This window comes from Hyphomicrobium sp. (genome assembly GCF_036780825.1).
Lineage (GTDB): Bacteria > Pseudomonadota > Alphaproteobacteria > Rhizobiales > Hyphomicrobiaceae > Hyphomicrobium_C.
This window is the reverse complement of sequence record NZ_DAIQCD010000015.1, coordinates 1-13,821: the sequence shown is the minus strand read 5'-3', so window position 1 is coordinate 13,821 and position 13,821 is coordinate 1. Positions and strand designations below refer to the sequence as shown.

The window sequence follows — 13,821 nt, the reverse complement described above, 5'->3', positions numbered from 1 at the left end:
TTTGTTCGATCGTGCTTCTCTTCGGAAAACCGGTTCCCCACGCTTCCGGAAGCACTCTAAGAGCGAATGCTTTCGATTGCAGCGAGCATGGCTTCCACGCGCCGCCGCAGCTATATCCTCTCGCCGCGACAGAGGAGGGGAGGCGGAAAGACCGGCCCCCTCCCAGTCGTCGAAGGTCTACACTTCGCTTATGGCTCTTGCCGGCCGCCGGCGTTTGCTCTCGACGCGCGCCGCGGTGGTCTTTTTCTCGATCAGTTCGTTCAACCGGCGATCCACCGCGTCGAAGGCATCGCGCAGCGCGATCTTGAGATCCTCCTGTGCCTGCGCGACTGCTGCCTCGTGGGTGACGATCAATGGGGCCGTGCCGGGTAGCCCGATATCGATCCTGATCTCGTAGGATTTGCCCTTGTGGGAGTGCTTGTGGGGCGCCGCCACCACAACGCGGCAATGCGTTATGCGATCGAAATGCTTTTCGAGCTTCGCCGCGCGCTCCGCAATCCTGGCTTCGATTGCGGGACTTTTGTCGAGCCCGATAAACGAGATTTCGAGCGGAGTGATCATATCTGCTCCCTAGTGGTTGATCGCGGAGTTCCCCTTCTAGAGACCTGGGCACTCGCGCGCTGCGGATCAAGGGTACTCAGGTGGCCGCATGCCCGTGCTGATCAAGGTCAAAGCATCTCTGATCCTAGAGCGCTTCCGGAAAAGTGGGAACCGGTTTTCCGGCCGGAAGCGCGGCCACCAAGAGAGCGCTTCCGGAAAAGTGGGAACCGGTTTTCCGACCAGAAGCGCGATCTCTGAGAAAGCGCTTCCGGAAAAGTGGGAACCGGTTTTCCGACCAGAAGCGCGATCTCTGAGAAAGCGCTTCCGGAAAAGTGGGAAGTCATGGCGAAGCCATGCAAACAAAAGACCCGGCGAAGCCATGCAAACAAAAAGACCGGGCGGAGCTATGCAAGCAAAAAAATCAGGCGAAGCCATGCATGGAAAATGGCGGAACGAAGCCCCATCGCCACGCGATGTCCACAGTGCTCCGACGCGCGTTGCGACGACGTAATGACCACACGAGAGCGAATGCGCGCCGCTATCTCGGGAGCACCGTGCGGCCCATCAGAAACGCGTCGATGGCCGCGGCCGCCTGGCGTCCCTCCCGGATCGCCCACACGACGAGCGATTGCCCGCGCCGAACGTCACCGGCGGCGAACAGCTTGCAGCTGCCCGGCAGGCGATAGTCGCGATCGTTGGCGTTGAGCCCCTTGAAGCGTCCGCGCGGCACCGTCTCCAGCCCGAAGCCGGACAGAACGCCTCCGTCGCTTGGTCCCGAAAAGCCCATAGCGAAGAGCACGAGCTCTGCATCCAGCTCCGCGTCCGATCCCGGGACGGGCTGCAGCTTTCCGTCGACATGCACGTAATGAAGCTTGCTTACGCGGCCGCCTTCGCCCGAGAAGCCCGTCGTCGACACGGCATATTCGGTCACGGCGCCTTCGGCCTGTGAGGTCGAGATACGGAGCTTGAGCGGCCAGCCCGGCCAAGTGAGCGCCTTGTTCTCCTTGAGCGGCGGCTTCGGCATGATCTCGAGCTGCGTTACTGATTTCGCGCCTTGGCGAAACGACGTCCCGATGCAGTCGGAGCCCGTGTCGCCGCCGCCGATGACGATGACGTGCTTGCCTTTGGCCGAGATCTCTCGCGTGCCGCGAAGCTGAGGTTCGCGGGCGATGCGCCGGTTCTGCTGCGTGAGGAAGTCCATGGCGAAATGAATGCCGTCGAGATCGCGACCGGGAGACGCGGCGAAGAAGTCGAACGGCGTTTCCGAGCCGATGGCGAGCAACACCGCATCATGTTGAGCCTCGAGCTCGCGTGCAGGAATGTCGGCGCCGACGTTCACGCCGAGATGAAAGACGACGCCTTCGGCCTCCATCTGCTTCTGGCGTCGGGCGACGATGTGCTTCTCCATCTTGAAGTCGGGGATGCCGTAGGTCAGCAGTCCGCCGGGCCGCGCGTTCTTCTCGTAGACGTGCACCTCGTGCCCAGCCCGCGCGAGCTGTTGAGCGGCGGCAAGACCCGCCGGGCCGGATCCGACGATCGCGATCCTCTTGCCGGTTTTCGTCTCGGCAGGCTGCGGCGTAATCCATCCGGCCTCGAAGGCATGATCGGCGATCGTGCATTCGATGGTCTTGATGGTCACCGGCGCGTCATCGATGTTGAGCGTGCAGGCGGCCTCGCACGGTGCGGGGCAGATGCGTCCCGTCACTTCCGGGAAGTTATTCGTGGAGTGGAGGTTCTGAGAGGCCCGCTTCCAGTCGCCGCGAAAGACGAGGTCGTTCCAGTCCGGGATCTGGTTGTTGACCGGACATCCGCTGTGGCAATAGGGAATCCCGCAGTCCATGCAGCGCGCAGCTTGAACCTTCACAGCCGGATCCGGCAGCGGCCGCACGAATTCGTGCCAATGCTTGATGCGGCTCTCGGCGGGCTCGTACATGCGATCCGCGCGGTCGAACTCGAGAAATCCGGTCGGCTTTCCCATTGTATTCCGCCTTCTCTAAGCCTGTACCTGAGCCGTCGTGGCTGGCGTGCTTCTCTTTGCAAGCTCGGCCAGCGCGCGCCGATATTCGATTGGCATCACCTTCTTGAACATCGGCACGTAGAACGCCCAATCGGCGAGGATCGTCTTAGCCTTGGCTGAGTTCGTATAGTGCGCATGGCGCACGATCAGGGCATGCAGCCGCTCGAGGTCTTGCCGGCGCATATCGAGCATCACGTCAGCGAGCGGCCGGTTGGCGCTCTCGCCATTGGTTTTGGCGAGCCGTGCTATGAGCGCTGCATCGCCCGCCAGCGTCTCGAGTTCCACCATCTCGGTGTTGAGCCGCGTATCGAAATCGCCGGCCTCGTCGAGCACGTAGGCGACGCCGCCCGACATGCCGGCGGCGAAGTTGCGCCCGGTCGGCCCGAGCACCACGACACAGCCGCCCGTCATGTACTCGCAGCCATGGTCGCCCGTGCCTTCGACGACGGCATAGGCGCCGGAGTTGCGAACGGCGAAGCGCTCGCCGGCGATGCCTCGGCAATAGCAGGCACCCTCGATGGCTCCATAGAGCACCGTATTGCCGGCGATGATGCTCTCTTCGGGTACGATGCCGGATGCAGGGTCCGGCCGCACGATAAGGGTGCCACCCGACAAGCCCTTGCCGACATAGTCGTTGCCCTCACCGACGAGGTCGAGGGTCAGCCCGTGTGCCGCCCATGCGCCGAAGCTCTGGCCTGCGGTGCCTTTGAAGGTGAGCCAGATGGTATCGTCCGGCAGGCCGGCGTGGCCGTAGCGTTTGGCGATCTCTCCGGAAAGCATGGTCCCGGCCGCGCGGTCCGTGTTCTTGATCGCGAACGCGGCCTTCACCGGCTTGCGGCCATCGAGCGCCGGCAGGGCCGCCTTGATCAGCGTATTGTCGAGCACCTTGTCGAGGCCATGGTTCTGCGCCTCGCAATGGCGGATCGCGACGCTCTCGGCCGCGCTGGGCTTGTGGAGCACCTTCGAGAAATCGAGCCCGCGCGCCTTCCAGTGTGAAATGGCCCGCTCCGCATCGAGCCAGTCGCTCTGTCCGATCATGTCGTCGAAGCGGCGCCAGCCCATGGCAGCCATGATCTCCCGCACTTCCTCGGCGACGAAGAAGAAGTAGTTGATGACGTGCTCGGGCTTGCCAGTGAAGCGGGCGCGCAGCACCGGATCTTGTGTCGCCACGCCCACCGGGCAGGTGTTGAGATGGCACTTGCGCATCATGATGCAGCCGGCGGCGATCAGCGGCGCCGTCGCAAAGCCGAACTCGTCCGCGCCGAGCAGCGCGCCGACGACGACGTCGCGTCCGGTGCGGATGCCGCCGTCGACCTGCACGGCGATGCGCCCGCGCAACCGGTTGAGCACCAGCGTCTGGTGCGTCTCCGCAAGTCCGATCTCCCAAGGGCTGCCCGCATGCTTGAGCGAGGTCAGCGGAGAGGCGCCCGTGCCGCCTTCGAAGCCTGAGATGGTGACGTGATCGGCGCGCGCCTTGGCGACGCCGGCCGCAACCGTTCCGACGCCTACCTCGGAGACGAGCTTCACTGAGACGAGGCCCTCCGGGTTGACGTTCTTGAGATCGAAGATGAGCTGCGCCAGATCCTCGATCGAATAGATGTCATGATGCGGCGGCGGCGAAATGAGGCCGACGCCGGGCGTGGAATGGCGCACACGGGCAATGGTCGCGTCCACCTTGTGGCCGGGAAGCTGCCCGCCTTCACCGGGCTTGGCCCCTTGCGCCATCTTAATTTGCATCATGTCGGCGTTGACGAGGTACTCGGTGGTGACGCCGAAGCGGCCCGACGCGACCTGCTTGATCGCCGAGCGCATGGAATCGCCGTTGGCGAGCGGCTTGAACCGGTCTCTCTCCTCGCCGCCCTCGCCGGTGTTCGACTTGCCGCCGATGCGGTTCATGGCGATCGCGAGCGTCGTGTGAGCTTCCCGTGAGATCGAGCCGAAACTCATGGCGCCCGTCGCGAAGCGCTTCACGATCTCGGCCGCGGGTTCCACCTCGTCGAGCGGCACCGGCGTGCGCCCCATGCGTTCGGCGGAGCGGATGCGGAAGAGGCCGCGAATGGTGAAAAGCTGTTCCGACTGTGTGTCGATGGCTTGGGCGTAATCGCGGTAGGTCTGCGGGATACGCCCGGACATAGCATCGGCCGGCTCGGTGCCGCGCACGGCGTGCTGCAGATCGGCGACGACGGTCGGCCGCCAGACGTGGGCTTCGCCGCGCACGCGGTAGGCGTAGTCGCCGCCGACGTCGAGCGCATCGGCGAGCACCGGCGCATTGCCGAACGCTGCCGTGTGACGCTCGAAAGTCTCGCGGGCGATCTCGTCAAGGCCCACGCCTTCGATGGAGGTATGCGTGCCCGTGAAGTATTTGCTGACGAACGGCGTCGCGAGCCCCACAGCATCGAAGATCTGCGCCCCGCAGTAGGACTGATAGGTCGAGATGCCCATCTTGGCCATGACCTTGAGCAGCGCCTTGCCGATGGCCTTGATATAGCGCTTCTTAACGTCCTCGGGCGTGAGTTCGGCGTCGAGCTCCGGCGCCATGGTGGCGAGGGTGTCGAAGGCGAGATAGGGATTGATCGCCTCCGCGCCATAGCCCGCGAGCGTGCAGAACTGGTGCACCTCGTGTGCCTCGCCCGTCTCGACGACGAGACCGACGGACGTCCTGAGTCCTTGCCGGATGAGGTGATGGTGGACGGCCGACGTCGCGAGCAGGGAGGGGATGGGTATCCGGTCCGGGCCTGTGCGCCGGTCCGAGAGAATGATGATGTTGCAGCCCTTCGTGCGCACGGCTTCCTCGGCCTCGGCGCAGATGACATCGACGGCGGGCCCCATGCCGAAAGGCCCCGTGTCGGCGGGATAGGTGATGTCGATGGTGATTGAAGCGAAGTGGTTGTCCTTCACCGCGCCGATTTGCCGGATGCGCTCGAGATCCTCGTTGGTGAGGATCGGCTGGCTCGCCTCGAGACGCTTCACCTTCGACGTGCCTTCGAGATCGAGGAGATTCGGCCGCGGCCCGATGAAGGAGACGAGGCTCATCACCAGCTGCTCGCGGATGCTGTCGATCGGCGGGTTGGTGACCTGCGCGAAGTTTTGCTTGAAGTAGGTGTGGAGCAGCTTCGATTTGTTGGAGAGCGCGGAGATTGGCGCATCGTTGCCCATGGCGCCGATCGGCTCCTCGCCCCTCGCTCCCATCGGCGCCATGAGAAGCTTGAGGCTCTCCTGCGTGTAGCCAAAGGCCTGCTGCAGGTCGAGCAGCGAGGCATTGCTCTGGCGCGGTGCTTCGAGCGTGGCGGAAAGCGGCAGGTCCGAGACCAGGATCTGCGTACGCTTCACCCAGCTCGCGTAGGGATGCTTTGCGGACAGCTCCGCTTTGAGCTCGTCATCGGAGACGATGCGCCCCCTCTCGAGATCGATGAGCAGCATCTTTCCCGGCTGCAGGCGCCACTTCTTAACGATCTCCCGTTCCGGCACGCGAAGGACACCCGCCTCCGAGCTCATGATCACCATGCCGTCGCGGGTCACGAGATAGCGCGCCGGCCGCAGGCCGTTGCGGTCGAGCGTGGCGCCGATCTGCCGCCCGTCGGTGAACGCCATGGCCGCGGGTCCGTCCCACGGCTCCATGAGGCTCGCGTGATACTCGTAGAAGGCGCGCAGCCGGGCATCCATCAGCGGATTGCCGGCCCACGCTTCGGGGATCAGCATCATGGCCGCGTGCGCTAGGCTGTACCCGCCCATGACGAGGAACTCGAGCGCATTGTCGAAGCAGGCCGTGTCCGATTGGCCCTCATACGAGATCGGCCACAGCTTCTCGAGATCGTCGCCGAACAGCGGCGAGGAGATGGAGGCCTGCCGGGCTGCCATCCAGTTCACGTTGCCGCGCAGCGTGTTGATCTCACCGTTGTGGGCAACCATGCGATAGGGATGCGCGAGCTTCCATGATGGAAACGTGTTGGTGGAGAAGCGCTGGTGAACGAGCGCCATCGCCGAAACCGTGCGTGGGTCTGCGAGATCTCTGTAGTAGGCGCCGACTTGGTAGGAGAGGAACATCCCCTTGTAGACGACGGTGCGGCAGGAAAGGCTCACCGTGTAGTGGCCGATGTCGCGGCCATGATAGGAGGCGTGGATTGCATTGGAGACGATCTTGCGCACGAGATAGAGCCGCCGCTCGAAGGCGTCCTCGCTCATGCCCTTGGGGCGTGCGATCAGAATTTGCCGATGCGCCGGCTCGGTGGCGCGCACCATGTCCGAAAGACAGGAGTTGTCGACCGGAACCGCGCGCCAGCCGATGAGTGCGAGGCCTTCCTCGCCGAGCACCCGCTCCCACACGCTCCGGCAGTGACGCTCCAGCCTCTCGTCTTGTGGCATGAAGAGCTGGCCGACGGCATAGCCCCGCGCGTCCGGCAGCCTGAAGCCGAGCTTGGCGCAGTCTTGAAGTAAAAGTGCGTGCGGGATCTGGATCAGCACGCCGGCACCGTCCCCCGCCAGCGGGTCGGCGCCGGATGCGCCGCGATGCTCGAGGTTGCGCAGCATCTCGAGGGCGTTGGAGATCACACGGTGCGACGCCGTGCCGTTGAGATTTGCGATGAAGCCGACGCCGCAGGAATCACGCTCGAGCCTAGGGTCGAAAAGGCCTTGCGCATGCGGACGCTCAAAGGTGCCGAGAAACGGCGTGTTGCTGGTCATGGACGTGGTCCTCGGGGTCACGGCGCCGTCTCCTTGGAGACTGGCTCAGCGCCATCCGCTCGAACCGATCGATGGTCGGAATGCGGATCCCGTAATTCTTTTGCTGCACGTCTGCGCGCTAAGGGGCGCTTGGCGGAAGCCTGGCGATCAGGCTCTTGCGCCGTCCGGCGGACAACCGCTTACGAGACGTGGCAGCTCTGCGACCACCGCAATCCACCTCCGAAGCTTGGGGCGCAGCGTTTGTGCTGCTCTCGTCCAAGCTGAAAAACGCGCCCAGTTTGCCACGGCCTACGCAAAGATTGCGTAAAGGCAAAAGAATACAAAGGACAGGAATGCTGACCTTTCAGTCGAAAAATTTCGCAGATTTTATTCTGCCGCACAAGCGGGTTTCGAGGCAAGATTGAAGAAAGACAGCGACAAAAAGGGCGGCGGCACGAATGCCGCCGCCCTGGGTGAGGAGCCGGATGGGGGAGGGATACCGGCTCCTCCGGGAGTTGGTTAGGCCTGGGCTTCGATTTTGGCAGGCTCGGCTGAACCGATCGCAACCGACCGCGGGCGCATGCGCTCCGGCAGGTTCCGGATGAGATCGATGTGCAGGAGCCCGTCCTTGAGGTCGGCGCCCTTCACTTCCACATGGTCGGCGAGCTGGAAGCGACGCTCGAAGCTGCGGCTGGCGATGCCGCGATGCAGGTAGCGCCGCTCGTCGCCTTCGTTCACCTCTGCCTTCTTCTCGCCACGCACCGACAGTGTGCTCTCCTTGACGTCCACTTTGAGCTCGTCGACGGCGAAGCCGGCCACCGCCATGGTGATGCGGTACTCATTCTCGCCGAGACGCTCGATGTTGTAAGGCGGATAGGGCGCATCGAATTCCCCGCCCGCCACGCTGTCGAAAAGCTGCGCGAGCCGATCGAAGCCAACGGTCGAGCGGTAGAGTGGTGTAAGATCGAAATGTCGCATAACGTTAGTCCTCCTGAAGAAGCGACTGATCGGGATCCGCCCGCAGTGGGCCGGATCTCTGAACCCGCGCACCCGCAAAGGGCGTGCGCGTACCCTTCATTTAGGAGGCGCTCTGCACCCTTCAAGGGGCGCTGCCCTCTGCGCAGGATTTCTGGCCGGCGAGAGACCGGCGGGAGACAAGCCGAGCGTTTGAAACGAAAAAACCATAACTCTTCATCTCGCGTTCATGTGCAGTGACCAACGATTTGCGTTCCTTTCCCGCCCTGGATCTCGCGTGCGGGCGTGTCGAAGTTGATCCGGAGTAAGCTATGAGAGCGTCATTGTTCACGGGCTGCCTGACGGCGGCCGTCGCTGCGGCCGTGCTGACATTTCCGCGCGCCGCTTCCACCGCTGATCTGTATGGCGATGGCTATGCGGCCCAGACTTACGACGATGCCTACGATACGGGTGACGATGGCTACGACATGGGCGCGAGGCGTCCCGGCTCGATCAAGGACGGCTATCCCGTGCCGGTGCCGCCACCCGATGCACCGCCGCCGCGCTACGCCGAACGGCCGCCTGTCCGCGTCGAGCGCTACACCGAGCGCTATGATGTCTGTCTTGAGCGCTGGGAGGTCCGGAGCGAGCTGCGTCGCCAGGGATGGAGCGACGTGCGGCCCATGGGCGGCGATGGCAGCATCGTCCACATCCGCGCCCGCCGGTACGATAGCCGGCGCCCATTCGACTTGCGCGTGGATCGCTGCTCCGGCGAGGTGCTTGCGGCAAGGCCGGCTCACCGCGGCGTTGCCTATCGGGACTGGCGCTGGGTGAAATAGCGAGAGCAAGCCCGTCTTGATCGGAAATGGCGCGCGTGGGTGAAGCCGCTCGAAGGAGACCGGCTGGCTCTCCGCTTCATGCGCGCCCGCGCTGGATGTCATCATCGCTCATGCTAGAGCAGATCCCATTCGGGCGGCATCGGCCGAATGGGTGAAGATGCTCGCTCAAACAAATAGCTAGAGAATTTGCAGTGAGCGCAAGCGAACGGAAAATGCTCTAGTCTTGCCGATGATTTGCAGATCGGGATGCGGAAGCATGAAGCTTGTAGCGCTGGCCAAGAATCCGGTCCCTGGCGGTGCTGTTGCCGGTGAGCTCAAGACGGCTGACGGCGCGCGCCTCAGGTTCGTCCGCTGGGCGGCGACGCGTGGGCCCCGCCGCGGCACCGTATGTCTGCTCGGAGGGCGCGGCGAGTTCGTCGAGAAATACTTCGAGGTGGTGGCCGACCTGCGCCGGCGCGGTTTTGCCGTGGCAACCATGGACTGGCGTGGGCAGGGTGGCTCGTCGCGTCCGCTGGCCAATCCGCGCAAAGGCCATGTGCGCTCGTTCCGCGAATACGAGAGCGACCTTGCCCTGCTCATGAGGGAGGTGGTGCTGCCGGATTGCCCGCCGCCGTTCCTGGCGCTCGGTCACTCGATGGGCGCCAATGTGCTGCTGCGCAATGCCGCCCGGCCCGGCTCCTGGTTCGAGCGCATGATCCTCACCGCGCCGATGATCGCGTTCGCCGATCAGCGGGTCGGCTATCCGCAGCCCCTGGCCCGCGCCTATGCGGAGGCCGCCTGCCTTCTCGGCTTGTCCGGCAAGTACATCAGGGGCGGGAGCGATACGATCGCGGAGCAGGGGCCGTTCGAGGGCAACCCTCTCACCTCTGATCGCGAGCGATGGCATCGCAACAAGGCGGTGCTCGATACCGACCCTTCGCTCGGCCTCGGATCGCCGACGATCGGGTGGCTGCGGGCGGCCTATCGCTCGATGTCTTTGGTCGCCGCGGATGGATATGCCGCCTCGGTGCGGGTCCCGATGATGATCTTCGTCGCCGGCAAGGACGAGATCGTCTGCTCGCGCGCCACCGAAGATTTCGCCATCGGCCTGAAGGTCGGCACGCACGTGCTGCTTCCGTCCTCGCGCCACGAGATCCTGCAGGAGGCGGATTCGATCCGCCTCCGCTTCTGGGCCGCCTTCGACGCCTACATGGGCCTCGACGAGATCGCTGCGTGATACGCCACGATCAGCCCGGAATTAGCGGTTGAGGAGCTTCAGTACCTTACCGTGCAATTTCGGATCGCCTGCGGCGAGAATGCGTCCACCGCTTGTTGCAGGGCGGCCGTCCCAAGTCGTGACGCGGCCGCCGGCGCGTTCGATGATCGGGATCAGCGCGACGATGTCGTAGCTCTTGAGCCCCGCCTCGATGACAAGGTCGACGAAGCCCGCCGCAAGCAAGCAATACGCATAGCAATCGCCGCCGTAGCGCGTCATGCGCACCTCACGCCGGACGCGCTCGAAGCCTTCGGTCTCGTCTCCGGGCTCGAACAGCTCGGGGCTCGTGGTCATCATGAGGGCATCGCCCACGCGCGGGCACGCGCGCGTGCGGATGCGGCGGGGCTTGCCCTCAGCCTCGCGCAGATAGGCCGCCGCCTCGCCGGACCAGTACCGCTCGCCGGTGTAGGGCTGATCCATGAGGCCCAGTACGGGCATGCCCGAATGAAGAAGACCGATCAGCGTCCCCCACATGGGGGTTCCGGTGATGAAGGAGCGTGTGCCGTCGATGGGATCGACAACCCATTGCAAGGCGGCCTCGCTCCGGCTTTCCCCATACTCCTCTCCAATGATGCCGTGCTCTGGCACCCGGCTGCGCAGGAGCCGCACGATGGCGCGCTCCGCCCCCTGGTCCGCCCGCGTGACAGGATCGAAGCCGCCGGCTCCGGCCTTGTTGTCTACGGCCATCTGCTTGCGGAAGTGCGGCCGGATGGCCGCCCGCGACTGATCGGCCAGATCGTGGGCGAGCGCGAGCAGGTCTTTGAAGGTGGAGCGGGAAAGCGAAGTCACGATGGATATCCGAAAAATAAAGGCGGACGCGCAGCGATCCGAAGCCGTGCGGTAGGGGAGAGCGCCCCTCCTTCGAGATGCGGAAGCTGTAGATTCTCTCAGCGGGGAAGCGGTCTCTCGAACAAAGACTTAGCACGCCTTCGCGTGCGTCGCGCGGTTAGAGCAACGACAAAAACGCCCCACATCTTATAAATACACATGATGAGAGTAGAAGTTTGTTGCTTGCCTGTTGTGTTGCGGGCACGCACCATCTTCTTCTCAAAGCTCGGTGCAAAACGCCGCACGCATTGCCGGCAGCGGCGAACAGGCGCATAAAAAAACTGCGGTTACGAGGAAAGCGTCTCGCCGCCGCAGCCCAATCGGGCGTTTCCTCCCTAGACTTGGGCCGTTCGCTCGTTCGGACGGCCTCTTTCGATCAAGTCTGCCGTCCGTTGACGGAGCGCCCTTTTAATTGGCGCCGCCCTGCCTACCTGTAATAGCAGCTCTGCGTTTTTTGCACTTTCCTTTTAGGGCATCCCGACCGATATCTTGCAGTGCGACATCGTTGAGCCTGACTCGCCATGTTGCCGCCCTCCTTGGGCGTTTCCTCCCTAGACTTGGGCCGTCCGATCTGGACGGCCCTTTTTTTGTTTGTAGCGTTGCGACGCTTTCGCACATGGAATTACAGCAAAATTTCCTGCTTTGTGGAAAGGTCGATAGCGTTACTGAACGGTATCGTTGCCATTTGGTCGCGCATGACGCGCTGCAACATTTTATCGCCCCTGCTGGGCTTGCAGTTCGCGGCATCGCACCATAGATATGGCGGTGTGATCCCCATGGGATCACAAGCCCTCCTTGGGCGTTTCCTCCCTAGACTTGGGCCGTCCATCCGGACGGCCCCTTTTTTTGCCTGAAGCCCTCGGGAGGGAGGGGCGGGCCAGGACTGGCGCGCTGTGCCCTACTCCGCCGCGTCCCTCTGGGCGATGATGGCTGGGAATGCGGAAAAAAGCGTCTCGGCGAGGCATGTGAGATCCCGCTTCAGGCGCGCGAATCCAGCCGAGCGCGTAAAGCGGGCCTCGTCCAGGTAAAGGGCCCGGTTGATCTCCATCTGCAAAGCCTGCACCCCGCGGTAGGGGCGACCGTAGCTTTCCGTGATGTAGCCGCCAGCGTAAGGCCGGTTGAGCTTCACGTCATAGCCCTCCTGAACGAGTGTATCCCGGATGAAGCGAGTGAGCTTGGGATCGCACGCCGTACCGAATCGGTCGCCGAGGACGAAATCGGGCCGCGGTCCGTGGCTTTGCGCCATCTGGGCCGAGGGCATCGAGTGGCAATCGATTAGGATGGCGTAGCCGAAGCGCGCCTTCGTCTCTTCCACGAGCCCCTGCAGGGCGGTGTGGAACGGAAAATAGAGTTGCTGGATGCGCGCCAGTGCCTCTTCCACATGGAGCTGCTGGTCGTAGATCTCCTCACCATCAGCGACAATGCGTGCGATCGTACCGAGACCGCCGATCACGCGCACGGATTGACTGTTCGCGTAGTCGGGCAGGGGATCGGCGAAAAGCTCAGGGTCGAGCTCGTAAGGCTCCCGGTTGACGTCCAGATAGGCGCGCGGAAACTGGGCCGCGATCATTGGTACGCCGAGGTCTGCAGCACCCTGGAACAACTCGTCGACGAAGCAGTCCTCGCTTTTGCGTAGCGTCTGCGGATCGAGGCGGGATTGCTCAAGGAAGGCCCGAGGATAGATGCGGCCTGAATGCGGCGAGCACAGGACGAATGGCGCCGTCTGCTCGCTCGGCGAAAATATTGTGAACGGTGGTTGCAGCTCGGCGCAGAGCGGGAAGTTCCTTGCAGTCATGGGTCCGGGCTCACACGAGGTTTTCACCGTTGGATACTGAGCGAAGCGGCAGCGGATTGCGCGACGTGACAGGGCGAGTGTGCCAACGCGGTCGCGCGGTGTCCATCTGGCTTGGCGCCATACCGCTAACGTTCATTGCGGCGGTGTGGACGACGCTTTCTGTTGCATTCCGCCAAGACTTCCTGCGAAGACTGGCGTCCAAGCGTGAACTGGTGCGAGAGTAGGTGGGGTTTCACGCTCCGTTTACCAAACTCGCGTCAGATTCCTGGTGCCCAATGGGCTATCACTGATAAGTGGACATTTCGAGTAAAAAATCCCCATGACCGCCAAGCCTTCCCGTATGCCGATGTGCCGAATCTTGCTGGCTGAGGACGACGATTCCATGCGTGGCTTTCTTGAGCGCGCGCTTGGCAAGGCAGGGTACGAGGTGCTTGCATTCGCCAACGGCGAGGAGGCCTACGAGCGCCTCAAGCAGGAGCCATTTACGCTGCTGCTCACCGATATCGTGATGCCGCGCATGGACGGCATCGAGCTTGCGCGCCGGGCTTCCGAAATCGACCCCGAGCTCAAAATCATGTTCATCACCGGCTTTGCGGCCGTCGTTCTGAACAATGAAGCGTCGGCGCCGAAAGATGCGCGCGTGCTGTCCAAACCGTTCCACCTCAAGGATCTGGTGCGTGAGGTCGAGCGCCTTCTCGCCGCTTGACGAGCTTTGATGTGTGTCGCCGCGGCGGCGGTGCCCGCATTCGGAGCCGCAGTCCTGCGGCGCATCGCGGCTCTTCGGTTTCCTCGCTTGCCTCCGGCCCCCAATGCCAGTATACGGGGCGCTCCTGAATGACATTCTAGGCTCGGATGGGCACTTAGCTCAGCGGTAGAGCACTACCTTGACATGGTAGGGGTCAGAGGTTCGATCCCTCTAGTGCCCACCATCCGA

At 63.4% G+C, this 13,821-nt stretch carries 9 protein-coding genes and 1 tRNA gene; 4 read left to right on the top strand and 6 right to left on the bottom strand.

The window, feature by feature from the left end; genetic code table 11:
- Window positions 1-177 precede the first annotated feature (177 nt).
- The 4 genes from V7P99_RS08270 to V7P99_RS08255 form a co-directional block, all read right to left on the bottom strand.
- Complete coding sequence (locus V7P99_RS08270) at window positions 178-561, bottom strand: HPF/RaiA family ribosome-associated protein (RefSeq protein WP_333794328.1); 384 nt, start codon at window positions 559-561, stop codon at window positions 178-180.
- A gap of 517 nt (window positions 562-1,078) precedes the next feature.
- Window positions 1,079-2,518 (bottom strand): glutamate synthase subunit beta, encoded by a 1,440-nt coding sequence (locus tag V7P99_RS08265; protein WP_333794327.1) that lies wholly within the window; start codon window positions 2,516-2,518, stop codon window positions 1,079-1,081.
- Window positions 2,519-2,533: 15 nt separating this feature from the next.
- On the bottom strand, window positions 2,534-7,237 hold the full coding sequence (gltB, locus tag V7P99_RS08260) for a glutamate synthase large subunit (RefSeq protein ID WP_333794326.1): 4,704 nt from the start codon (window positions 7,235-7,237) through the stop codon (window positions 2,534-2,536).
- Window positions 7,238-7,735: 498 nt separating this feature from the next.
- On the bottom strand, window positions 7,736-8,194 hold the full coding sequence (locus V7P99_RS08255) for an Hsp20 family protein (RefSeq protein WP_333794325.1): 459 nt from the start codon (window positions 8,192-8,194) through the stop codon (window positions 7,736-7,738).
- Between the two features lie 308 nt (window positions 8,195-8,502).
- On the opposite strand from V7P99_RS08255, the gene V7P99_RS08250 reads away from it, so the two are divergent.
- Together V7P99_RS08250 and V7P99_RS08245 are read left to right on the top strand one after the other, a co-directional pair.
- Window positions 8,503-9,009 carry a hypothetical protein gene (locus V7P99_RS08250; protein ID WP_333794324.1) on the top strand — a complete coding sequence of 169 codons (507 nt, stop codon included), beginning with the start codon at window positions 8,503-8,505 and terminating at the stop codon, window positions 9,007-9,009.
- 256 nt (window positions 9,010-9,265) lie between these two features.
- The gene (locus V7P99_RS08245) at window positions 9,266-10,225 is read left to right on the top strand and encodes an alpha/beta hydrolase (RefSeq protein WP_333794323.1); all 960 of its coding nucleotides are present in this window, start codon (window positions 9,266-9,268) and stop codon (window positions 10,223-10,225) included.
- A gap of 21 nt (window positions 10,226-10,246) precedes the next feature.
- Here the strand turns inward: V7P99_RS08245 and hisN are convergent, their stop codons facing one another.
- Together hisN and V7P99_RS08235 are read right to left on the bottom strand one after the other, a co-directional pair.
- The gene (gene hisN, locus V7P99_RS08240) at window positions 10,247-11,056 is read right to left on the bottom strand and encodes a histidinol-phosphatase (protein ID WP_442909891.1); all 810 of its coding nucleotides are present in this window, start codon (window positions 11,054-11,056) and stop codon (window positions 10,247-10,249) included.
- A 934-nt stretch (window positions 11,057-11,990) separates the two neighbouring features.
- Window positions 11,991-12,887, bottom strand: a complete 897-nt coding sequence (locus tag V7P99_RS08235) for an N-formylglutamate amidohydrolase (protein ID WP_333794321.1) — start codon at window positions 12,885-12,887, stop codon at window positions 11,991-11,993.
- 346 nt (window positions 12,888-13,233) lie between these two features.
- Here V7P99_RS08235 and cpdR point away from each other — a divergent pair, with 346 nt between their 5' ends.
- Together cpdR and V7P99_RS08225 are read left to right on the top strand one after the other, a co-directional pair.
- Entirely contained in the window at window positions 13,234-13,593 is a 360-nt protein-coding gene (cpdR, locus tag V7P99_RS08230) for a cell cycle two-component system response regulator CpdR (protein WP_333794380.1), read from the top strand.
- Between the two features lie 148 nt (window positions 13,594-13,741).
- A tRNA-Val gene (locus tag V7P99_RS08225) sits at window positions 13,742-13,816 on the top strand.
- Window positions 13,817-13,821: the final 5 nt, after the last annotated feature.

Excerpts from the sequence above, each read along its gene's own strand:
- V7P99_RS08270 (WP_333794328.1), bottom strand. The coding sequence starts at position 561 with ATGATCACTCCGCTCGAAATCTCGTTTATCGGGCTCGACAAAAGTCCC.
- V7P99_RS08265 (WP_333794327.1), bottom strand. The coding sequence starts at position 2,518 with ATGGGAAAGCCGACCGGATTTCTCGAGTTCGACCGCGCGGATCGCATG.
- gltB (WP_333794326.1), bottom strand. The coding sequence starts at position 7,237 with ATGACCAGCAACACGCCGTTTCTCGGCACCTTTGAGCGTCCGCATGCG.
- V7P99_RS08255 (WP_333794325.1), bottom strand. The coding sequence starts at position 8,194 with ATGCGACATTTCGATCTTACACCACTCTACCGCTCGACCGTTGGCTTC.
- V7P99_RS08250 (WP_333794324.1), top strand. The coding sequence starts at position 8,503 with ATGAGAGCGTCATTGTTCACGGGCTGCCTGACGGCGGCCGTCGCTGCG.
- V7P99_RS08245 (WP_333794323.1), top strand. The coding sequence starts at position 9,266 with ATGAAGCTTGTAGCGCTGGCCAAGAATCCGGTCCCTGGCGGTGCTGTT.
- V7P99_RS08235 (WP_333794321.1), bottom strand. The coding sequence starts at position 12,887 with ATGACTGCAAGGAACTTCCCGCTCTGCGCCGAGCTGCAACCACCGTTC.
- cpdR (WP_333794380.1), top strand. The coding sequence starts at position 13,234 with ATGTGCCGAATCTTGCTGGCTGAGGACGACGATTCCATGCGTGGCTTT.